Annotated in this window: 13 protein-coding genes; 2 read left to right on the top strand and 11 right to left on the bottom strand. The window is 51.1% G+C overall.

What is annotated here, in order from left to right:
* Positions 1–95: 95 nt before the first annotated feature.
* The 6 genes from M8T91_RS04620 to M8T91_RS04600 all read right to left on the bottom strand — a co-directional run bounded on the left by M8T91_RS04620 (position 96) and on the right by M8T91_RS04600 (position 7976).
* Positions 96–875 (bottom strand): DUF1295 domain-containing protein, encoded by a 780-nt coding sequence (locus tag M8T91_RS04620; protein ID WP_301417277.1) that lies wholly within the window; start codon positions 873–875, stop codon positions 96–98.
* Between the two features lie 314 nt (positions 876–1189).
* Complete coding sequence (locus M8T91_RS04615) at positions 1190–2077, bottom strand: alpha/beta fold hydrolase (RefSeq protein ID WP_301417275.1); 888 nt, start codon at positions 2075–2077, stop codon at positions 1190–1192.
* Between the two features lie 807 nt (positions 2078–2884).
* A complete protein-coding gene (locus M8T91_RS04610; RefSeq protein WP_301417273.1) occupies positions 2885–4543 on the bottom strand; it encodes an acetolactate synthase large subunit in 1659 nt (552 codons plus the stop codon).
* Positions 4544–4604: 61 nt separating this feature from the next.
* Positions 4605–6218, bottom strand: coding sequence for an FAD-dependent oxidoreductase (locus M8T91_RS04605; protein ID WP_301417271.1), 1614 nt, complete (start codon positions 6216–6218; stop codon positions 4605–4607).
* Positions 6219–6820: 602 nt separating this feature from the next.
* Positions 6821–6913: an integrase core domain-containing protein gene (locus M8T91_RS18860; protein WP_367317757.1), complete on the bottom strand. Its 93-nt coding sequence runs from the start codon at positions 6911–6913 to the stop codon at positions 6821–6823.
* Positions 6914–7466: 553 nt separating this feature from the next.
* On the bottom strand, positions 7467–7976 hold the full coding sequence (locus tag M8T91_RS04600) for a GNAT family N-acetyltransferase (protein WP_301417268.1): 510 nt from the start codon (positions 7974–7976) through the stop codon (positions 7467–7469).
* 220 nt (positions 7977–8196) lie between these two features.
* Between M8T91_RS04600 and M8T91_RS04595 the strand changes: the two genes are divergently transcribed.
* Together M8T91_RS04595 and M8T91_RS04590 are read left to right on the top strand one after the other, a co-directional pair.
* Positions 8197–9327, top strand: coding sequence for an FG-GAP repeat domain-containing protein (locus tag M8T91_RS04595; RefSeq protein ID WP_301417266.1), 1131 nt, complete (start codon positions 8197–8199; stop codon positions 9325–9327).
* A 74-nt stretch (positions 9328–9401) separates the two neighbouring features.
* On the top strand, positions 9402–9542 hold the full coding sequence (locus M8T91_RS04590; protein WP_301417265.1) for a hypothetical protein: 141 nt from the start codon (positions 9402–9404) through the stop codon (positions 9540–9542).
* A 212-nt stretch (positions 9543–9754) separates the two neighbouring features.
* On the opposite strand, the gene M8T91_RS04585 is transcribed toward M8T91_RS04590, so the two are convergent.
* The 5 genes from M8T91_RS04585 to M8T91_RS04560 all read right to left on the bottom strand — a co-directional run bounded on the left by M8T91_RS04585 (position 9755) and on the right by M8T91_RS04560 (position 18493).
* A complete protein-coding gene (locus M8T91_RS04585; RefSeq protein WP_301417263.1) occupies positions 9755–10258 on the bottom strand; it encodes a hypothetical protein in 504 nt (167 codons plus the stop codon).
* A 1281-nt stretch (positions 10259–11539) separates the two neighbouring features.
* The gene (locus M8T91_RS04580; RefSeq protein WP_301417262.1) at positions 11540–11809 is read right to left on the bottom strand and encodes a hypothetical protein; all 270 of its coding nucleotides are present in this window, start codon (positions 11807–11809) and stop codon (positions 11540–11542) included.
* Between the two features lie 1016 nt (positions 11810–12825).
* Positions 12826–13107: an AHH domain-containing protein gene (locus tag M8T91_RS04570; protein WP_301417260.1), complete on the bottom strand. Its 282-nt coding sequence runs from the start codon at positions 13105–13107 to the stop codon at positions 12826–12828.
* Positions 13108–13202: 95 nt separating this feature from the next.
* Entirely contained in the window at positions 13203–13535 is a 333-nt protein-coding gene (locus tag M8T91_RS04565; protein ID WP_301417258.1) for a hypothetical protein, read from the bottom strand.
* Positions 13532–18493, bottom strand: a complete 4962-nt coding sequence (locus M8T91_RS04560) for an RHS repeat-associated core domain-containing protein (RefSeq protein WP_301417256.1) — start codon at positions 18491–18493, stop codon at positions 13532–13534. Before M8T91_RS04560 ends, M8T91_RS04565 begins: the two co-directional genes overlap by 4 nt.
* Between the last annotated feature and the right edge of the window lie 3 nt (positions 18494–18496).

The raw sequence follows: 18496 nt of genomic DNA, 5'->3' as shown, positions 1-18496 counted from the left end.
CATCCCCAAAATACGGCTCACCTTTCAAACAGGAGTGGCCAAGAAACCGCCCTTAAAGCGGTCTCCTGGCCATTGGTGAACGAACCTGATGGAGACTAAAAAACAAACGGAATAAAGCATTTTACCCGCTGCTTATACGCTTGCCATTTCTTGCCATAGCGCTCCTCTGACATCTTTTCATTTTTTGGGATCGCATCGCCAAAATATTGGCCAATATTGGTCAATGGCGCGACCAGCCCAATCCAATGATTGACCAGTAAACCAAAGCTGACGAAAATTAAAAAATCCCCGAAGTAATTTGGATGGCGACAAGTGCCCCAAAACCCACTCTCTAACAATTTACCTTTATTGTCTGAATTTTGTTTAAAACGACGCTTTTGATAGTCGCTGCCAAAATGATAAATGGTGCCCAGCACATACAGTACAATTGCGGCCCATTGCACTACACCAAATGGTCCTCTTAAGTCAGCGGCCCAATAAAATGGCAGACAGTACAACCAGCCAAAGGTATTGACCATTATCACCGCCAGCAACGGTTTTTGCTTTGCGGGAATCACCGCATTGAGTTTGGAGGCGGCAGTATTTTGATACCAGGCGGTGAGAACTATGTTCATCCGCAGCAAATAAACACCTACAAAAATCAACAACAGACTTTTATGTGCCCAATCTCCAGAGCCCCAATAGCAATACGCCAAGGTGACCGGTGCCATGGTATTAAATCCCCATACAAACATCGGCCGCGTACTTTGAGCGCGACGAGTTGCCACAGCGGCAAAGAGGGATAAAACTAGCATAATAATGATCAATGTGTACCAAATAGCCATTATGGTTTCCGTTGTAAACAGTGCTTCCTGAATTAAGCCAGTGCCGCGCATCGGCGCCAGCTCTTTTCAATTGATTGCCCCTAAATTTTACAGTTAGTAACCGTAAGAATGAATTTCAACAGTTTGTTAGGGCCTGTTTATATAAATTAGCCTGCCTGTAATCCACGCAAAGCTGGTAAAAAAACGAAAAATCACATCCAACTTATCAAAACGGCTTAGTGCCAAAATTAGCAAATTGTATTATCGATTCTTTCATTAGGCTGAACAGGTCCCAGCTTATATAAGAAAGTGCATCCCTGCTGTAAATCCAGTTAGATCACTGTTTGGAAATTCAAATTCCTAGAACCCACGCTGTAATATGTCATTTATTTACTATCAATGCTTGCAAGGAACTCATCAAGGACCCTGTTGAACTCCTTGGGCCTCTCCCAGAACATCATATGCTTACCCATATAGACAACAGTGGCAGAGGGTGTGTTGGCCGTGATCCACTTATCTGCTGCTTCCTTCATTTCATCACGTACGACATACAACAAAGGCAGTTTTCCCTCAAGTGCACTAAGATCCTCACTGTAGTCGAGATAAAATCCCGTGGCATTTGTAATTGAGGCGACACTACTTGACGTGCGGTTGGCGATGCTTGTTATCCAGGCGATTTTCTCCGGTGTCGGCTTTTCAAGCATCCATTTGCTAAATTCTGCAATCACATTATCGCGATCTTCAATGATGCCTTCGGTAAACCATCGTGAATAGCCGTCGGAATCGTCGTTAAGGTACCAGACCCACTCGTCACGCGTTGCACCGGCTATATCCGGGCCCGTATCAATCATGATCATGGCTTTGAGCTTATCAGCGCCGAACTGGTTCAAATACGCCAATTGCTCCGTTACCCCGTATGACCAACCCGCCAGAATCACATTCTTCAAGTCCAGCTTTTCAATCAATTGGGCCAGATCCCGCGCGTGTTGTTGATAGGTGTGGCCTTCAACGGGTTTTGATGATTTGCCCTGGCCCCTGGGGTCATAGGCCAGTGCGCGGTATTTTGTTGATCCTTTAAAGTGTGCGAGTTGATGTTCGAAAACCTCTGTTGACATCATCCAACCCGGGATAAAAATAATGGTTGTATCGCCGCTACCTGCCTGTTCGTAATGTATGGTGAGATTTTCATCAATCTTAACTTCTTCTGAAGCCACACCATCAGTAAACAGACATAAGCTTGCGGCCATCATCATTAAAATGTTGGGTATTCTCATCCTCTCCCCCAGGTGGTTGAAGTTGTTAAACCAAAAATCAGGTTATTTTATCAGGCATGTATATTTCAATCAATATGACTACTTTTATCTTATACAACCGACTCACTGGCAATTTCTCCACAACCCAAAAATTGCTTTTTAATTCATTGAGTATTGCAGGTAGACCTGAAATACCAAACAGTAAGAGAATCACTCTCAAATAAATCCGGTATGTATTTATCCATTTATTTGTTTCAAAAGCAGATCAAGCCATCTCAAGATGAAAATACATCAGAAAAAAAGATATAGCATTTCTTGAAAACCCTGTGTAGAAACGATTTCCAGATTTTTTCTCTTTGGACTTATCGAAAGCAGTGCCAGGGATTATTTGTGTATTATCAAACCCTTTATAAGCCTCACCATTGGCAACCATGCCCGACTATGTAGAGCATGGCACTGAGCATTTGGGTATTGTTATCTTACTGCACCGAAGGAATAGAAATGCCTCGATAGTTTTTTGTTGCGCTGTCATTTCCATGCAGCGGTTTTTTTGGATTGGGTGTGAACGGGTTCTGGCAGGCTATTGAAAAGGCGCTCTGCGGCCTTTCTCACCCTGGGTGTGCGGCGATGTCATTAAACCCTTCACGACAAACCCAGCACATTTATAGTTGATTTGTGGCCACCCCGGAATAAAATCCCGCGCAATCAGTTGAATTGGCGGACACTCGGGCAGAAAGTGCGCTTGCCAATACCCACCCCATTGATCGGGGCACGTACCGGCAGTGTTTATTTCTGTTCTATATTCCCCTGAACCCCAGGGGAAAGGACTCAGGGTGCGATTTTTTTCTTCAAAGCCTTGCTTAACGGCCTGGGGATATTCGGGAGGGTTTTCAGCAGCCAGGGCAGTACCTTACGTTTCACACCATTTAACGACTCAGGTACCACAGCTTCGATCAGGTGTGGGCCTGGTGTGTCGAGTGCATATTCCAGGGCCTTTAACAGCTCTTCTGATGTCTTCACACGTATACCATGCACACCCATACTCTGAGCCAATAGGGCATAATTGGTGACCGGGCCACTGAGATCGAGTTGGGATTTGGCTTTCTCTCCGGCTTCTTCAGCCCCCACACGTTCCAACTCAATATTTAAAACTGAATAGGAGGCATTGTTGAAAATAATGCTGGTCACATTCAGATTTTCCCGGGCCATGGTCCATAGTGCCTGATTGGTGTACATGGCAGTACCATCGCCGATCAGGGCCAGTACCGGCCTATCCGGGCAGGCTACGGCGGCCCCTACAGCACTGGGCAGTCCCTGACCAATGGCGCCACCGGTGAGGGTAATCATATCGTGTCTTGGTGCCCCGGCGGTCATGGCGTTGAGTAACAAACCCGAGGTGATGGATTCGTCCACAACGATACTATTCTCCGGCATCAACTCACCCACAGCCCGGCATACTTTTTCAGCAGTCAGTTTGCCTTTCGGCCTGCCGGGTCTGCCGGCGGGTTGCAGCACAGGTGGCGTACTCCCCGCACCCAGGGCATCAGCGAGCCCGTTCAGGCTGGCCGCGGCGTCTTGTTCAGGTGTACTCAGGGTGTGAACGGTACAGCCATCCGGTACCAGATAACTCTGCTTGCCCGGGTAAGCAAAAAAAGAAACCGGGGCTTTGGCGTCCACCAAAATCAAATTGTCGAATTCGGACAATTGCAAAGAGGCGAGTTCCGCCAGGTAGGCTATGCGCTCCACCGCAGGCAGGCCGGCACCGCGCTCTATACGGGTGGGAAAGGTTTCGGCAAAAACAACTACACCACTGTGGGCGGCAATGCGGGCAGCAGCCAGCAGTCCCGGCTCGCGCAGGGCGCGACCGCCAAGCAGCAGGGCCGTTTTCCTGCTGCTGCGTATTGCTTCAGCCACAGCATCAATGGCCGTACTGTCCGCTATTGGCGCTTCGGCCTGGGGTGGCACCACACAGGGCTGGCCCCCCTCTCCCCAGGAGACATTCGCCGGCAGGATCAGGGTGGCCACCTGACCGGGTAACCCCCGGGCGGCGGTGATGGCATCGGCAGCATCCCGGCACAGGGATTCCGTACTCGTTGAAGTACGCACAAAGTTGGGCGACACATTACAGGCTACTGTTTCGATATCTGACTGCAACTGGGCATCGTACTTGACATGATAAGTGGCGTGGTCACCCACAATGTTGACAATCGGGGATTTTCCTTTACGGGCGTTGTGCAGATTGGCCAGGCCATTGCCCAAACCACAGCCCAGGTGCAGCAGGGTGGCAGCGGGCTTATCCGCCATGCGCGCGTAGCCATCGGCAGCCCCAGTGGCCACACCTTCAAACAGCGCAAGGACCGCCCGCATCTTGGGCTCACCATCCAAAGCCGCAACAAAATGCATTTCACTGGTGCCGGGATTGCTAAAGCAAACTTCAATCCCCGCATCCACCAGGGTTTTCATCAGAGCTTGGGCGCCATTGGGCATACTGTCTCTCCTGATCCTACTCTTGACCTGTTTATTGTGTTGGTTTTGTGTTGTGCTTTGATCAATTCCCTGTATTGATCGACCTGGCTGCAGCCTTGGCTGTCATGATGCAGCCGGGCAGGAAAGTGCCTTCCAGCGAGCGTTTACCATTGCAACCGCCGCCACCAAACCCGGCGGCCTCGCCAACACAATAAAGACCGGTGATGGGCTGGCCGTTGGCATCCAGCACCCGGCTTTGCAGATCGGTCTGCAATCCACCCAGGCTCTTGCGGGTGGTCAGTTGCGTCTGGATCGCAATAAATGGCCCGGCACCAGGTTTTTGTAATGGGGCCGGTTTGCAGGTACGCAGTCGATCCGGCCCCCATTGGCGGGCATGACGGATCAGGCGGATTTGCGGGTCGTTGTTTAGCTGGTCGCCCTTACTGAAATTTGCATCAAAGGTATCCGCAGTGGCTTTGAGCACTGCCGGGTCAACATCCTGTGAACAGGTCAGCGCATTCATTTTTTTTGCCAGCCCTGCCAGTGTATCGTCCACAAGAAAGTGATTACTCTCGCTCTGCATCTGATCCACGAGGGGTGTGTTGCCCAATAACATCTCTTTCAGCAGTAGCGGAAACTGTTTATCCCGGATTCGGGCATTGTGCTCTGCACCGGAAATAGCGAATTCCTTCAGTGCAATGCGCCTGTTGAGCAGCTGCCAGGTCCAGGGTTTCTCCTGGGCGGCAACTTGCTGGCATAACCAGTGGGTATCGAATCCGGTAACCAGGGGCTCCGGACCAATACGTTCGCCGCGATGATTCAGCCACAGGGCGGACTTACAGGGAATAGAGGAAAGACCGTGATCGGGAAAATGCGGGAAGGGATGCGGAAAACCGGCGGCGTAATTCCACATTTCTCCGGCATGGGTAATACAGGCCCCCAGATTGTCTTTTGTCCAGTGATGCAGCTTGCCATCGGAAAAAGGGTGAGCACCATTCAACATAGCGGTGGGCTGCGGCCGGTCGACAGGCCAATTGGCCCGGCACTGATCGTGCCCGCTATTTATCCCCCCCATGGCCAGTACTACAACAGGCGCTTCAAAGCGGGCTTCCCTGCCGGTGCCCTCATGCACCGCAGTCGCTCCATGGACTTTTCCAGCCTGCTGGTCCAACCCAGTGATCCGCTGGTTATGATGAATCGTCAGTCTGCCTTCAGAGCTGGCATCGTGCAGCGCGCGCACCATGCACTTGACCAGTTCTCGTGAGGTGCCCCAGATGATGTGGTAACGGGGGACACTGTTGCCGTCGCCAAAACGACCCCGTTCCACCCAGTTGACCGCTGGCATAAATTTCAGGCCTTCACGGATAAGCCAGTCGTAAACTTCAGCACGCGAGTGCTCCACATAATAGCGGGCCCACTGCATGGGCCATTCATCCAGGGGGTCCAGTTCGCCAAAGCGCAGCCAGTCCTGCAGGGCCAACTCTGCTGAGTCGGGAATGTTCATACGTCGCTGCAACGCTGTGCCGATCAGTGCCATACCGCCAAAGGCCCAAAGTGCCAGCCCGCCAAACCGCTGTGGGGTATCCCGATCCACTATGGTGACAGTTTTACCTGCCCTTAACGCCTCCAGTGCAGTGATAATGCCTGCGAGCCCCCCTCCGGCAATCAAAATATCAGAGCAAACGGGTTTTGGCATGGTACTTTTCCCTATGACTTTATTGCAGTAGACCATATAACGTTATAAACAGGGCCCGATTGACCTAGCAGACCAGATAATTGACTTTACAAGCCACAACAGCTCAGGGCGATGTTCCCCCTATAATAAGCACCACTTTGCTCCCCGCTCTTGGATTTCAAACGCGCAGTGTTGCTTTTCACCTGGGGTTGGAAACATCTGAGAAGCCCTGCCCGGACGGAACCTGTAAAAAGGCAACCTGATCGGAACCTATCTACCCAGCAAATATCGGGGGTATCCTCACCGAAGCCAGCAAAGACCTCAGGGAAATCGGGAGGTGCGAGGTTCAGACTTCCAATCTTGTAATTGTGTACCTTGAGGGCCAGTATCCAGTTACATTCGAAACCAGCGACAAACGACGATCTATTTACCCCGCCAGCTCTATTATTGGGTAGGCAACTCGTTGTGTTTAAGCCTTTTTTATTTTAAGCGCTCACTGCCATAGAGCAGGGATACTAGCGTTTTAGGGATATAGTATCAAGTGAGCGTGTAATCCACCATTTAAAACAACAGCGATGAGGAGAGAATTAAACCAATCGTAGCAGCGGTTTTGGGGGTATTCCTCATATGGCCTTATGAGGCCTTTCATTGTTGTACTGCCATTGCCACTCAGTTACAAGTTGTTGCGCCTGTCCAACGCGGTCGAGATGATGCAGATCCGGCCACTGATGTCATGCCGCACAACTTAATCGCTCTATATATATTCTGTGTTGGCTTGTCAGGTTGAATAACTAGCAGCGTAATCTGCTGCCGGCTTGTCCACCTCCATTAAAGCTCCTGAGATATTCTCAGGCCCATTGCCACACCGCAAAGCAGCAGGCTTACTCCGCTATTCAATTACCTGTCCAGTGGAGGTATAATGCTTAAAGCCGTTATCGACAAATCAGCAATAATAAACAAGCACTCACAATTGTAATCGTCGATAAGATTAAATGTTCGTAGACTTTCTCCGTCACCCAGACTATTGGGCATAAATTCCATCGAGCAGACTTGGCTCTCCGCCATCGGCACGCTACACGGCTCCGGCATCTCTCGTTTAAAACGGCATTCGGGCCTGATTCTAGAAATCACTTCAAGCTTACAATAGACCCGACACACCCGCTTGTGGTTACATCCAAAGCACTGAAATGATTAATACGATTTTATTTAGTGTTTTAAAGCCAATATGGGCTGTTTGGCTTGAGGCATATCCGCTCCCAGAGTCTCCCTTTACAAAGCATCATTGAATTCTTCCCGGTATCTTACCACCCCGCCTTGTTTTGGTAAGGCGGCCTTATTGAACACAATGGCCATAAATACTTGGTCTGGTACACCTTCCCACTGGCTGCGGAGTTTGTAGTTCGATGCCACTTCAAAGCCGAAGCGCGGGTAATACTCTGCATGTCCCAGGACAATAACGAATGGGCAACTGGATTTATGCAAGTATGCAAGGCCGTGGTGAACGAGCCGAGAGCCAATGCCTTTTTTCTGATGTGACGGCAATACCGCCATGGGTGCCAGCCCCATGCCAACTGAGTCCGATGCATCAATCGTCACCGGAGTGAACAGGATGTGTCCAACAACGGTACCGTTCTCGACAGCCACAAACGCGATATACTCTTCGCAATTGATGCGAAGCCTGTCGACGAGAGCCGCCTCAGGGCCTTTATTGAACGCGGCCAGGTTCAAACGGTGGATCGCGTCTCTGTCTTCAGGTTTTTCTTCACGGATTTCGATCATTGAGTAAGTGTTCCATGTTGCAAAGACTAATGCCCCGGGGAACGGCAGCAAACAGTGATGGCTATAATAATCCACTCAATAGGCATTGAAACCCCATCAACGCCCTATTTTCTCCTTGGTCAACTCCCTTCTGGACGCACTGCCTGTTTCACCAGCCTGCTAGCGATATCCCCGTTTTCGCGATAGAGTGGTGAAAAGTTCATCGAACCCGGGTGGCGATATGATTCAACATAAGCATGTGGTCTATTCTCTACTTCTCTTGATCAATTCATTTATTTTTCAGGCAAAAGCCGTCGAAATCGACCATATCACCTTCAAACCCACTCCGCTGAATGTCGGTGCAGGCCAATCGGCCATTACCGTGCTGGATTTCAACTCTGATGGCGCTATGGATGTTATTTGTTCCAGTTATACCGCTAATACTGCCGTGATTTTTCAGGGTAATGGACGGGGTGGTCTAGCCAAAGTGGGCAGTGTCCCGGTGGGTGAGAATCCAGCAGATATGGCAGTTGCCGATCTCAATAAAGACGGCAATGTCGATTTGGTGGTGGCCAACCACGAAACCGCCTATGTCACCCTGCTGCTGGGTGATGGAAAGGGGAGCTTTAAACCACCGCCTCAATCACCACTGAAAATAGAGGTGAATCCCCATATACATATGGTTAAGCTGGCTGATCTGGATGGCGACAACCGAGTAGACCTGATTGTCGATAGCCGCGATGACCATGGCCTGCGTTACTTTAAGGGGCTGGCCAATGGCAGCTTCAAAACACCCGGCCAACTGATCAACGCCGGAGGGGACCCCTATCGAGGCTTTGCTATCGGTGATATCAACAGTGATGGACGCATTGATCTGGTGACTCCAAACCCGGGGGAGATTGGTATTGTGACCCATACCGGCTCAAACACCCCGTCTTTTACCCTGAAAAAGCTAGCCCCCTATGCATCCCCCTTTGTTGTTGAATTGGCAGAAATGAATGGCGACGGGAAACTGGATATGCTGGTCGGCTCAAATGGCAGTTCTGTCACCGTCATCCCAGGAAACGGCGATGGCACATTCCATGAAGCCAGCAAAACGGCAATAACCACACCCCCTGGTGCCAAGCAGATAGCCGTTGGTGATATCAATGGCGATGGCCTTGAAGATGCACTGGTAGCTAACTGGTCCGGTGAACTGCTTGCCGTTCTCGGCAATAAAACCAGGGTCGAGACCATAAGATTCCAGGATGCCAATATCCCTAACCCATGGGGTGTGGCCTTGGCAGATCTCAATGGAGATGGAAAAAGCGACCTGATCATTGCTGATGGAGGCAGCAAAGCGGCTGTGGTATATGTCAGCCAAACGGAGTAATGCCTGGCAGGCCAGAGCAAGCTCCGCTGCGGTACTTTCTGCCGTGACAGATAAAACACTGCTGCAGGAAATAGATGGAATATGCACAGGTTATCAATCACTGGCAGAAGCTTGCAAAAGCCATCAACAAATCAGTGGGCATCGCCCAACCCGAAATTGTTGAATGGCCTGCATGTCCAGATGAGGTGCGTGATCACTGTTGGATACTGCCCTGAGGTCTCTCTACCGCTCTTTTCTTGGTGGGTTTTCTCCAACCAGGCAGGGCGCCTAAAGGAAATTTTGCGTGTATCAGGGAATCACTGCATTTTTTTGAGGCCCAATAACAGCGCTTAATTTCCTTTTTTATTCAGGCAATGCCATACACGAAAATTTCTTTCGTTCTGTATCACACCCCACAGGGCCTAAAATAAAAAAACTCAATAGATTCCTAGTCCCTGCGCACATACCAGTTGATGGCTTTGGTCCCAACCTTGCGCGAGAAGCGGAAACGGATCGTCTCCTGGTCGCCTTCGCGATAATCGTTGACCTTAAAGCTGCCGGACTTCGTCTCAGAGGGCATGTTCAGCTCCTTGGTAATCCGCGTTTGCCAGCCGCCGCCGGCCTTCTTCTGCTGGATCTTGACGGTCAGGACGTTGGAGCCGGAGCCCGCGCCCCTAACCGTGTACTTGAAAGTGGTGTTCTGCTTGGGAGCGAACTCGACCGTGTCGACAGTGTCCAACCCGGTCAAGGCGCCATTGGCGTCCCAGGCCAGCGGTGCCCTGGCAACGCTGGGTGTCCTCAGGGCAAACAGGCGCGGTGCGTTTTCTACCAGAGTGGGTAGCGCCTTGTGCTGAGACGCCATGTATTGCTGTGCAATTTCAGTGGCCGCAGCAATCTCCTTGTCCGCCGCAAGCGAGCCATTCAGTAGAAATACTAAATATAAGAATTTCATGTAACACTCCTTGTTTTTTAGCCAGTTGTTTATTGTCCTTTCAATGGCGGTTACGAAGCATCCTCCATAACTTGTCTTTCCATTGTTCCGTGACTCAGTTTTTGATAAATTATCCAGTGAATACTGCATTTATTAATCAGTGGAAACTGTAACTGAATGATGGATACTGTACCATAAAAATTTGCGTCTATTACTGAGCACCCGCATGAGCGATTGTATTAGATTGGAGTGGAAATTAATCCATTAGATGCATTTGTTCATATTGCTTCACCAGGCTTTTTCTATTTCTGGTTAACACCTGCCAAGCTGCAACCAGCAGAACACCATATACACTCCCTTGAGTAAATCGTTGCAGCCCACCCTGGATTGACAAATAAACGCTGTAAAGCCTAAGTACAAACAACACAATCCCGATCAATACGCATAAGGGGATGCTTTGACTGATTGTAAATCGAGGCGCAACCGCAAACAGCCTCAATACCATCCCTGTTCCATGGGTAACTCAATAACCTGAATTTATTCAGCACGACCTGGCCAAAGCTGCCAGCAGCAGGACAGCCAGGATCCCGTGGCGCAATTACAGACCTTTTTAGGCGATCGGTTCTGCAAAAAGCAGCCAAATGCCAACCTTGTTTACACCTGACCGGCATTGAATTACGTATAAATAGAATGAGAAATTCAGAAAATCCCGAAAGGGACAAATCCAGGATAACCAGTGAATGCTGCGCGTGGCGACCTTGTAGCATTTAACTCACTTACATACGGGGTTATGTATAAAAATCAGGCTTTATTGCGTCTCTACAAAATAAGCATGAATAAATGACTTATACGGACTGGGCTATTCAGGAAAACAGGGATTTTTTATAAAGATCCATCCTATTGCCCGGTAATACGAGTATTGATACAGTGATTGTTATGACCAGTATCCCAAACCGACCATTGCTTGTAATCTCCTGTATTGATTGATTTTCAGGGAGAAAACAGATTTCCTGCAACAATAACAACCTCGGTAATCAACATTGCTGCCCAGCTCTGGTTCTATTGCCTGGCAATCGGTAGCAGGATTTAGAGCGGCGTATCGTCAAGGTATCTTGCCTTTTGACACACCTAGCCGGCACAGTTGAGAGAGCACCGCCTGTAAAGACACCCGCGGCGGCATGCAAGGCTACTGCGTTAGCCCCCTAACGACGCTTACCTCCCCGCAGTACCCGCACACGAGAAGGTAAGCGTTTGTGGTGCGGTTTGGGGCTTCACGGACCTTCGTGGCGCCCGTACTCCCTTTCAGCGCTCCGTCTTTTTATCGGGTTGCCTTTTGAATGGCCTGATTATGGCCGGGGGCTTTTCGATTGGCCCCTCCTCCAGCGCACAGGCTTTGTCCAGTGGGTAGACTTCGTCCAACCATTGCAGGAGGTGCACGGCGCGCATCACTTGGTTGCCCCTACCGGGCGCAATATGCAGGTCTACGGCGTTCTCTTTGATGGCGACCAGTGTGAAGGTAAAATAATCCCCCAGCTCCACTGGCTGAAATAATCGACAGGGTAATATAGGCATCTTGAATAGGCTCCTTATGTCGCCTGTAGCGGAAAGGCGCAATGCTTTGTGCGGTTTCTCCCGCCTCAGGCGTGATCCTTGAGTGAAAAAAGCAAAGTGCAATGTGCAGGGTGCGCAGCCAGACAGGCGGTGCGCGGCTGAAGTAAAAGACCACACCAATCATCACGCAACGCCACAGCACACTCCGCCGCCGGGGGCAGGAGTGACTCGGAAAACGCGCCTTCAGGGAGACCTTTATTGAAGACGAACGAGTGTATGGCGTATCATTCAAGACAGCCTCGCTAGATAGATAGTTTATCTATTGGGGTTAGCCATCCCCTGGTGTCTCTAGCACCGGGGGCTGGCGCTTACGCCTGACTTACGCGGCCATGATGCGGTCCTTCTTTGTGTGTTGAAAATTTGTTGTGGTTAGGGTTTTCCCGCGAGTGCTGCCTTACAGGGCGCCTCGCGGGCTGAACGATGATCGTTTGGGTATTTTTTTATCTATTTATTATTCTTTACTGGTGCCAGCTAAGCGGCTGGGTACTATGACAGCAGGCCTACCCTAATCGCTTTTTGTCAAGAATTCAATCGAGATGAAGCTTTAGGCGACACCAAGTTTAATTTTCCTACCTAGTGAAAACGTGTGCCTTGCGCCAGGGTATCAGCAACCCACTCCTCAAATGGCTACAAATGGTGAGCCCTGCCGAAGAAATTCGGCCGTTGGCACAGCGTCTACATGCGGGCAAATCGTTGGGCCAAGCAAAGTGTACTGTATAGGGTCTTTCTCGCTTCGATCAACTGGATGTCGTTTTCACGTTTTTTTATTCACTTTGCTCTAATTATCGATACTTCAATTAGTGTGAGCAGACCCTAGAAATCCTCCTGAATAAAAAAGAGATGTTCCTTTAAAATCTAATTCCACTTCAATTTTAGAGATAACATCTTAATCAACAGCCTCACACCCGCAAATAGCATCGTAACGATTTTTCAATTAGATCAAGTTCACAAGCTGTCTCGCTCTAAACAGAAGTTTATCAGTGAGATGTTAGAAACGATGATTCAGCAGCAATAATGATAAAAGCGCTGACCCAGTGTGCACCAATATTTAAAGAATCCAACTTATCAGTAACAAAAGAAATAAACTCATTATGACTACCAACATGTTTCGATAAAGCAGAAACACGTTCTCCTTTCGTTGCAGACAACAAAATGCCATTTTCTTCATCATCCAAATCGATACCTATTTTTTTAAATACAGGATGATTTTTACCAACGGCAGGGGGAATTAAATGGTGAGCATGATGATTGGGAAACACTGTTGAACGTGGTAGCCCAAAACTTTCGGCAAGATTAGTTTTAAGTACGGATGATTTACCACCAGTAATTACAGGAGCTATACTGTTTGGAACAACTAATCAACCGTCAGATGATAATCTCCAGGACCACTCCAACTAATCTTTGTAAAGCTGCCGCTTAACAATCCAGCCTCCCTCAGATATTCAAAAACTTCCGCTGGACACCATTCTTTACCACTAGAAAAACTCACTTCCAGAGTTCTTAACTTATCAAATAGTTCCGCTTTTTCTAGATTTCCTGATACAGAAAAAATGTATTCCGATAAGTCCGAGTCATATACGAATCCCAAATTAGACAGCTCGTTTTGAAACGAACTGTCTACCGACTTTACACGAACAACCTTGCCGTCTGCTTTGGTTACGAATGCTTTGACTAATTCTTCGCTCATTTGACTAACACCTCCAACAAGGTTGTCACACCGTTGGTATCTACAGTCGGTATAGAATCGATCACCATTTCTGGCGCTCCACCTGGCAAATGATTACCAGGCCCCAAGAAATATTGGTTTCCTTCCATCGGGCTTCTGGTCATACGATCAACAACATTATCGACTTGTCTAATCTTAAATCCTTCTTGTAGCGCCCCTCTTTCGAGGCCAAATGCTTCTTCAAGCTGAAGAACTTTAGCCTTATCAAGAGTCAACTGTGATTGCCCAGAAAAATCGCCGATTATGTCAGTAATCCCTTGTCTATCAGAAATGAATGTTCCATTTCTACCAATAGTCGGATAATTGTCCCACGCCGTTGGACTGATATTAAATCCAACATTTTCTTCAAGCATTAAAACCTGCCGTTGCCGGGCCTGTAATACTTGAGCACTTGGACTAACTTTGTTTAGAACATCAGGACAGTCTTTAGATTTCAACCCAAACGGATCAACCCAAGCAATGGGATTCGGCGCATACTGATAATTATTAACCCCACCCAACAACCCAATCGGGTCCTGTTGGGTAAACTCCCCCACCTGCGGATCATAGTACCTGAACCGATTGTAATGCAGCCCGGTCTCTTCATCCAAATATTGCCCCTGGAAGCGAATAGGCTGCTCCATCCGGTTTTCATGGGCCAGGGCAATATTGCCATAGCTCTTATAGGCAACACTCCAGACCACTTCCCCTTCTTGGTTAGTGAGGGTATCCGGGGTGCCCAGGTGATCCAGATGGTAGTGATATAGCTGGTTGTCTTCCTTTAAGGCCACAGGCTTGAAAGTGCCGGGCTCAAAATAGTAGGTGCGGGTATTGAGTTCCTGCCGGGTTTGCGTATCGGTTTTGATTTCCCACAGCAGGGTATCGCCATCCCAGAGGAAGCGGGTTTGCTCGCCATGGTCCGCCTTGCCAATACGGCGGCCCAGGGGATCGTATTGGTAGTGGATCACCTGCTGGAACTGCTCGGTGCCCTTCTCTACCTTGAGCTTTTCCACCCGCACCAGTTGCTGGCGGCTGTTGTAGTAATAACGGGTTTGCAGTTTTTGCCCTTTGCCGCGCAGTTCGGCGATGCGGTTGCCGTGCATATCGTAGCGGTAGTGGGTGTCACCGCGAAAGGCTAAACGGTTGCCCTTGACTTCGGTGGCGCTGGCCTGCTGTTTGACTTCCTCTCCGGAGCCCGCGGCGGCAAGAATATTGTGTGCGGGGTCGTGCACAAAATATTCGGGGTTGGGGCCATCTACCTGGGTCAGGCGATCCAGGGCGTCGTAATGATAGCTGCGGGTGCCGCGCAGGCTGTCTTCGATTTTGGCGATCTGGCCGGCTTTGTTGTACTGGTAACTGCGCTCCAGGATTGGGGTTGTGCCCTGGGTGGGGTCAGACACCGGGCCCTGGCTTGCACTGCGGGTTTTACCCAGTCGCAATTTTTGCAGGCGACCTTGTGGATCGTAGTCCCGTTGGCTTTCGAGTCCATTGCCGTGCTGGCGCTGGCTTTCCCTGCCCTGTTCGTCGTGGCTGATACTGGTGATCAGCTGATCCGTATCGCTGCCCAAGGGGCGGCGGTGCAGGCTTTGGAACTGGCCAGCGGGGTTGAAGGCGAAGTTAAGCACTTCACCATCGGGCAGGGTTGTGGCGATACGGTTGCCGGCGGCATCGTACTGGTGGCTCAGTTTGTCTTTGCCCTGCCAGTCGGCGGTCACGCGGCCACTGGCGTCGTATTCCCAGCGCAATTTACGGTGGGCATTTTCCGCTTTGATGAGTTGTCCGCTGCGGTTGTAGCGGAAGCTGGTTATGCCATCCGGGGTGGTCTCTTCCAATAAGCGGCCAAAGGGGTCGCGTTCGAAGATGGTGTCGGTACCTTTGCCGCTGTCTGTGTCGGTTACGGCTCTGGAGCTGAGCAGGTGGCCGGCGCGATTGTAGGCGTAGCGGGTCACGCGGCCATCGAAGCCCACTTCCTCAATCAGGCGTTCGTTGAGGTCGTATTTAAGCTGGTAGCGCTCGCCGTTTTCATTGGTGAGGCCGATTAAGTTGCGCTCGCCGTCATAGTGATATTCCAGGCGGCTGCCATCCGGGTTGGTGCGGGTCTTAACCTGGCTGAGGCCGTCGTAGGCGTAGCAGGTACTGTGGCCTGCTGAGTCGGTCACCTCGGCAAGTAACCCCTGCGGGTTGTAGCTGTATTGCGTGCGGGCACCGTCCGGGGTGGTCACTGCATGGATACGATCCTGGGCGTCGTATTCATAGCGGGTAACCTGGCCGGGGGCGTGTTGCACTGCTTCCAGGCGGCGGGCGCCGTCGTAGCGGTAGTGTTGGGCACGGCCCATGGGGTCTTTGACTGCGGCGAGATTGCCTTCGGGGCTCCACAGGTAACGGGTGGTATTGCCCAAAGGATCGGTAACACTGCCGATCAGGCCAACGGGGTTGTAGCCGTACCGGGTGCTGTTGCCGAGAGGGTCTTTGCTGGCAACGATCTGGCCATTGTGGTTGTATTCCCGTTGCCAGCTATTACCGGCGGGATCGGTGACTTTTGCGGGCAGGCCTTCGCCATTGTATTCGATACGGTGGCTATTGCCGGCGGCATCGATCTTTTGTACCAGGCGGCCCTGGTCATCGTATTGGTAAATTTCCTCACGCAGGCTGCCATCGTCGCTGGGCAACTGTACCCTGGTGACCTGACCCAGGTCGTTGTAGCTATAGAGCGTCTCGGCCCCTTCCGGGTCGCGGTGGTAGATGGGCAGGGCGCGCTCGTTAAAGCGATAGCGTTCTTTACCACCACGGGTGTCGGTGACGGTAACGCCTTTGCCGTCATCATCCCAGGCAAACTGGTAATTGTACGTATCCTGCCCATCGATCGGGTCGCCCCACTGGCGCACACAGCGGGCAGAAGGACCTTCGGCATCCCATTCAAAGTGGAAGCGGTAGCCGGTTTTCAGGGTGCGCTGCTTAATGACGTGCTGATGGTATTGGTACTGCTCACTGTAACCATCGGCGTCGGTGGCTTTGATCAAGTCGCCTTCATCGCTGTACTCATAATGCGCGAGTACTTTAATACGGCCGTCGCGGGTTTCTTTTTTCAGCTCGCCAATACGCTGGCTGTTGGACTTTCCTGCGGGCGGGCTGATATGCAGGGCTTCGCCAAGACTGCTCTCGATGCAGATCAGGCGTTCGCCGATATAATGGAGCAGGTAGAAGTTGCCGTAGCCATCGCGGATTTCCGCAAGCTTGAGGGCACCTTTATCACCGGTGGCCTTGAAGTGTTTCTGTACTCCGTTAGGGGCGCCGTAGGGAGCGATAATCCAGTGCTTGTCGTTGACGCGGCTGAGGCTGAGCTGCTCCACCACGTTGTGGCTGCGGCCACTGCCCCCCGGTGCGGGCAGGCTGATCACCCGGCCTTCGGCATCGTGGAGCTCTACCGCTTTGCCGGGGCGCAATACCAGGCGTTCGCCCAGGGTGTGGGTCCAGCCGTGGCCCAGGCCAAAATCCATGGGGTTACTGCTGCGGTAGGTGCGCGCCAGGGTAAATGGCAGCGGGCCGTCCAGCACTGCGTCCACCAGGGTCAGGCGCTCTTCACCGGTTTTTAAGTTGATCGGTTCACCACCTTCACGGGCCCTGGCATTGCGCTGGGTTTTGTCGCCGTTGTGGTTTTCCCCGGTCGGGTTATTGGTGTTATCCGACTCGTTGGATGTGCTGCTATTGCTCCTATTGCCAGTCTGGCTGTTCTGGGCGCTGGCGGAGCTTCCGTCGGAATGGTTGCTACTGCTTTGGTTGCCACTTTTATTGGCGCTTGAGCCACTGCTGGCTGAACCGGGGTTACTCGAAGACGGGCCGCTGCCACTGGACGGCACCGCAACCTCAGTAGAATTAAAATCGGAGAAACTGGCCCCACTGCCCTTGGCCTTGCCGCCGCGCTTACTGGCAAGCAGGCTGCGCTGTTTTTTCAGTTTGGCGAAGTCCAGCATCAGCTCGCCAATACCGCGGAAGGCTTTCAGCAGACGGGCATTTTTTACCAGAGAGATTACAGCTCCGGCACCACCGGTAACTGCGGCCAATACGATGGTGAGAATAATCTCGAAAGCGCCGCTGCCGGCCATCTCGGTGATTTCCAGACTGTGCTGGGCTTTGACATAATCCTTGGCGAAGCGGTAAATGGTGTCCCTTAGAGCCGGTTCTGCATAGATCAGCTGGGCCACGTCAAGGGCCAGCTCCAGTTGTTGTCTGGTGATCTTGGAGGGATCGAAGCCCAGTACATCCACCACTTCCCGCTGCACAGCAGACAGGTACTCCCTGCCCGATTCCTCAAAACTCTTGTCGTGCAGGAAATAGTTGACCGTGGCGGTACTGTATTCGATGGACTGGCGGAGGGGATTCACCAGTGCCGCCACCTCCAGAATATCCTTGCTCCACACCGCCAGGCCCCAGGCCGCATTGCCCACGCCGGTGGCACCGCGATCCATATAAGCCCCCACCTTTTCCAGGGTGGAGCGCTGCTCGTGGCGTTGCTGGATTAATGCCGCCTCGGCGCGTTCCTGGGCAATAATCTGCTGTAAGCCCCTGCGAATCCTGGCGGTCAGATCGGACTGTTTGTCCGCAAGCGCCGCATCCGCAAACGGGGCTTCCTCGATCATCAGGCGGTTTTGAATCAAAGCCAGGTAGATTTTCTGTTCCTGGCTGGAGAGGTGGCCAGGTGCTTCGGAAAGCGAGGGCTGGAGCGTTGTTCCCGCTTGGCTGGACTGGATACTGGCACTTTGTCCATTGCTGGAAATACCGTTCACGCCAAAGAAGTGATCGTAAATTTCCTGAATCACAGAGTCATCGAACATTGACAGCAGTTGGGTGGCACTGTCCTTCAAGGGAATATCCATCTGATAGTCCCTGCCAGACTTGACAATATAACGAACGCCCTGCCTGTTTTCGACACTTAGCTGCATGGA

Source organism: Microbulbifer sp. MI-G (assembly GCF_030440425.1).
GTDB classification, from domain to species: Bacteria; Pseudomonadota; Gammaproteobacteria; order Pseudomonadales; family Cellvibrionaceae; genus Microbulbifer; species Microbulbifer spongiae.
The sequence above is the reverse complement of the archived record's forward strand: the minus strand, read 5'-3'. Positions and strand labels throughout refer to the sequence as shown.

Excerpts from the sequence above, each read along its gene's own strand:
- M8T91_RS04620 (WP_301417277.1), bottom strand. The coding sequence starts at position 875 with ATGCGCGGCACTGGCTTAATTCAGGAAGCACTGTTTACAACGGAAACC.
- M8T91_RS04615 (WP_301417275.1), bottom strand. The coding sequence starts at position 2,077 with ATGAGAATACCCAACATTTTAATGATGATGGCCGCAAGCTTATGTCTG.
- M8T91_RS04610 (WP_301417273.1), bottom strand. The coding sequence starts at position 4,543 with ATGCCCAATGGCGCCCAAGCTCTGATGAAAACCCTGGTGGATGCGGGG.
- M8T91_RS04605 (WP_301417271.1), bottom strand. The coding sequence starts at position 6,218 with ATGCCAAAACCCGTTTGCTCTGATATTTTGATTGCCGGAGGGGGGCTC.
- M8T91_RS04595 (WP_301417266.1), top strand. The coding sequence starts at position 8,197 with ATGATTCAACATAAGCATGTGGTCTATTCTCTACTTCTCTTGATCAAT.
- M8T91_RS04580 (WP_301417262.1), bottom strand. The coding sequence starts at position 11,809 with ATGCCTATATTACCCTGTCGATTATTTCAGCCAGTGGAGCTGGGGGAT.
- M8T91_RS04590 (WP_301417265.1), top strand. The coding sequence starts at position 9,402 with ATGGAATATGCACAGGTTATCAATCACTGGCAGAAGCTTGCAAAAGCC.
- M8T91_RS04565 (WP_301417258.1), bottom strand. The coding sequence starts at position 13,535 with ATGAGCGAAGAATTAGTCAAAGCATTCGTAACCAAAGCAGACGGCAAG.
- M8T91_RS04585 (WP_301417263.1), bottom strand. The coding sequence starts at position 10,258 with ATGAAATTCTTATATTTAGTATTTCTACTGAATGGCTCGCTTGCGGCG.
- M8T91_RS04600 (WP_301417268.1), bottom strand. The coding sequence starts at position 7,976 with ATGATCGAAATCCGTGAAGAAAAACCTGAAGACAGAGACGCGATCCAC.
- M8T91_RS04560 (WP_301417256.1), bottom strand. The coding sequence starts at position 18,493 with ATGCAGCTAAGTGTCGAAAACAGGCAGGGCGTTCGTTATATTGTCAAG.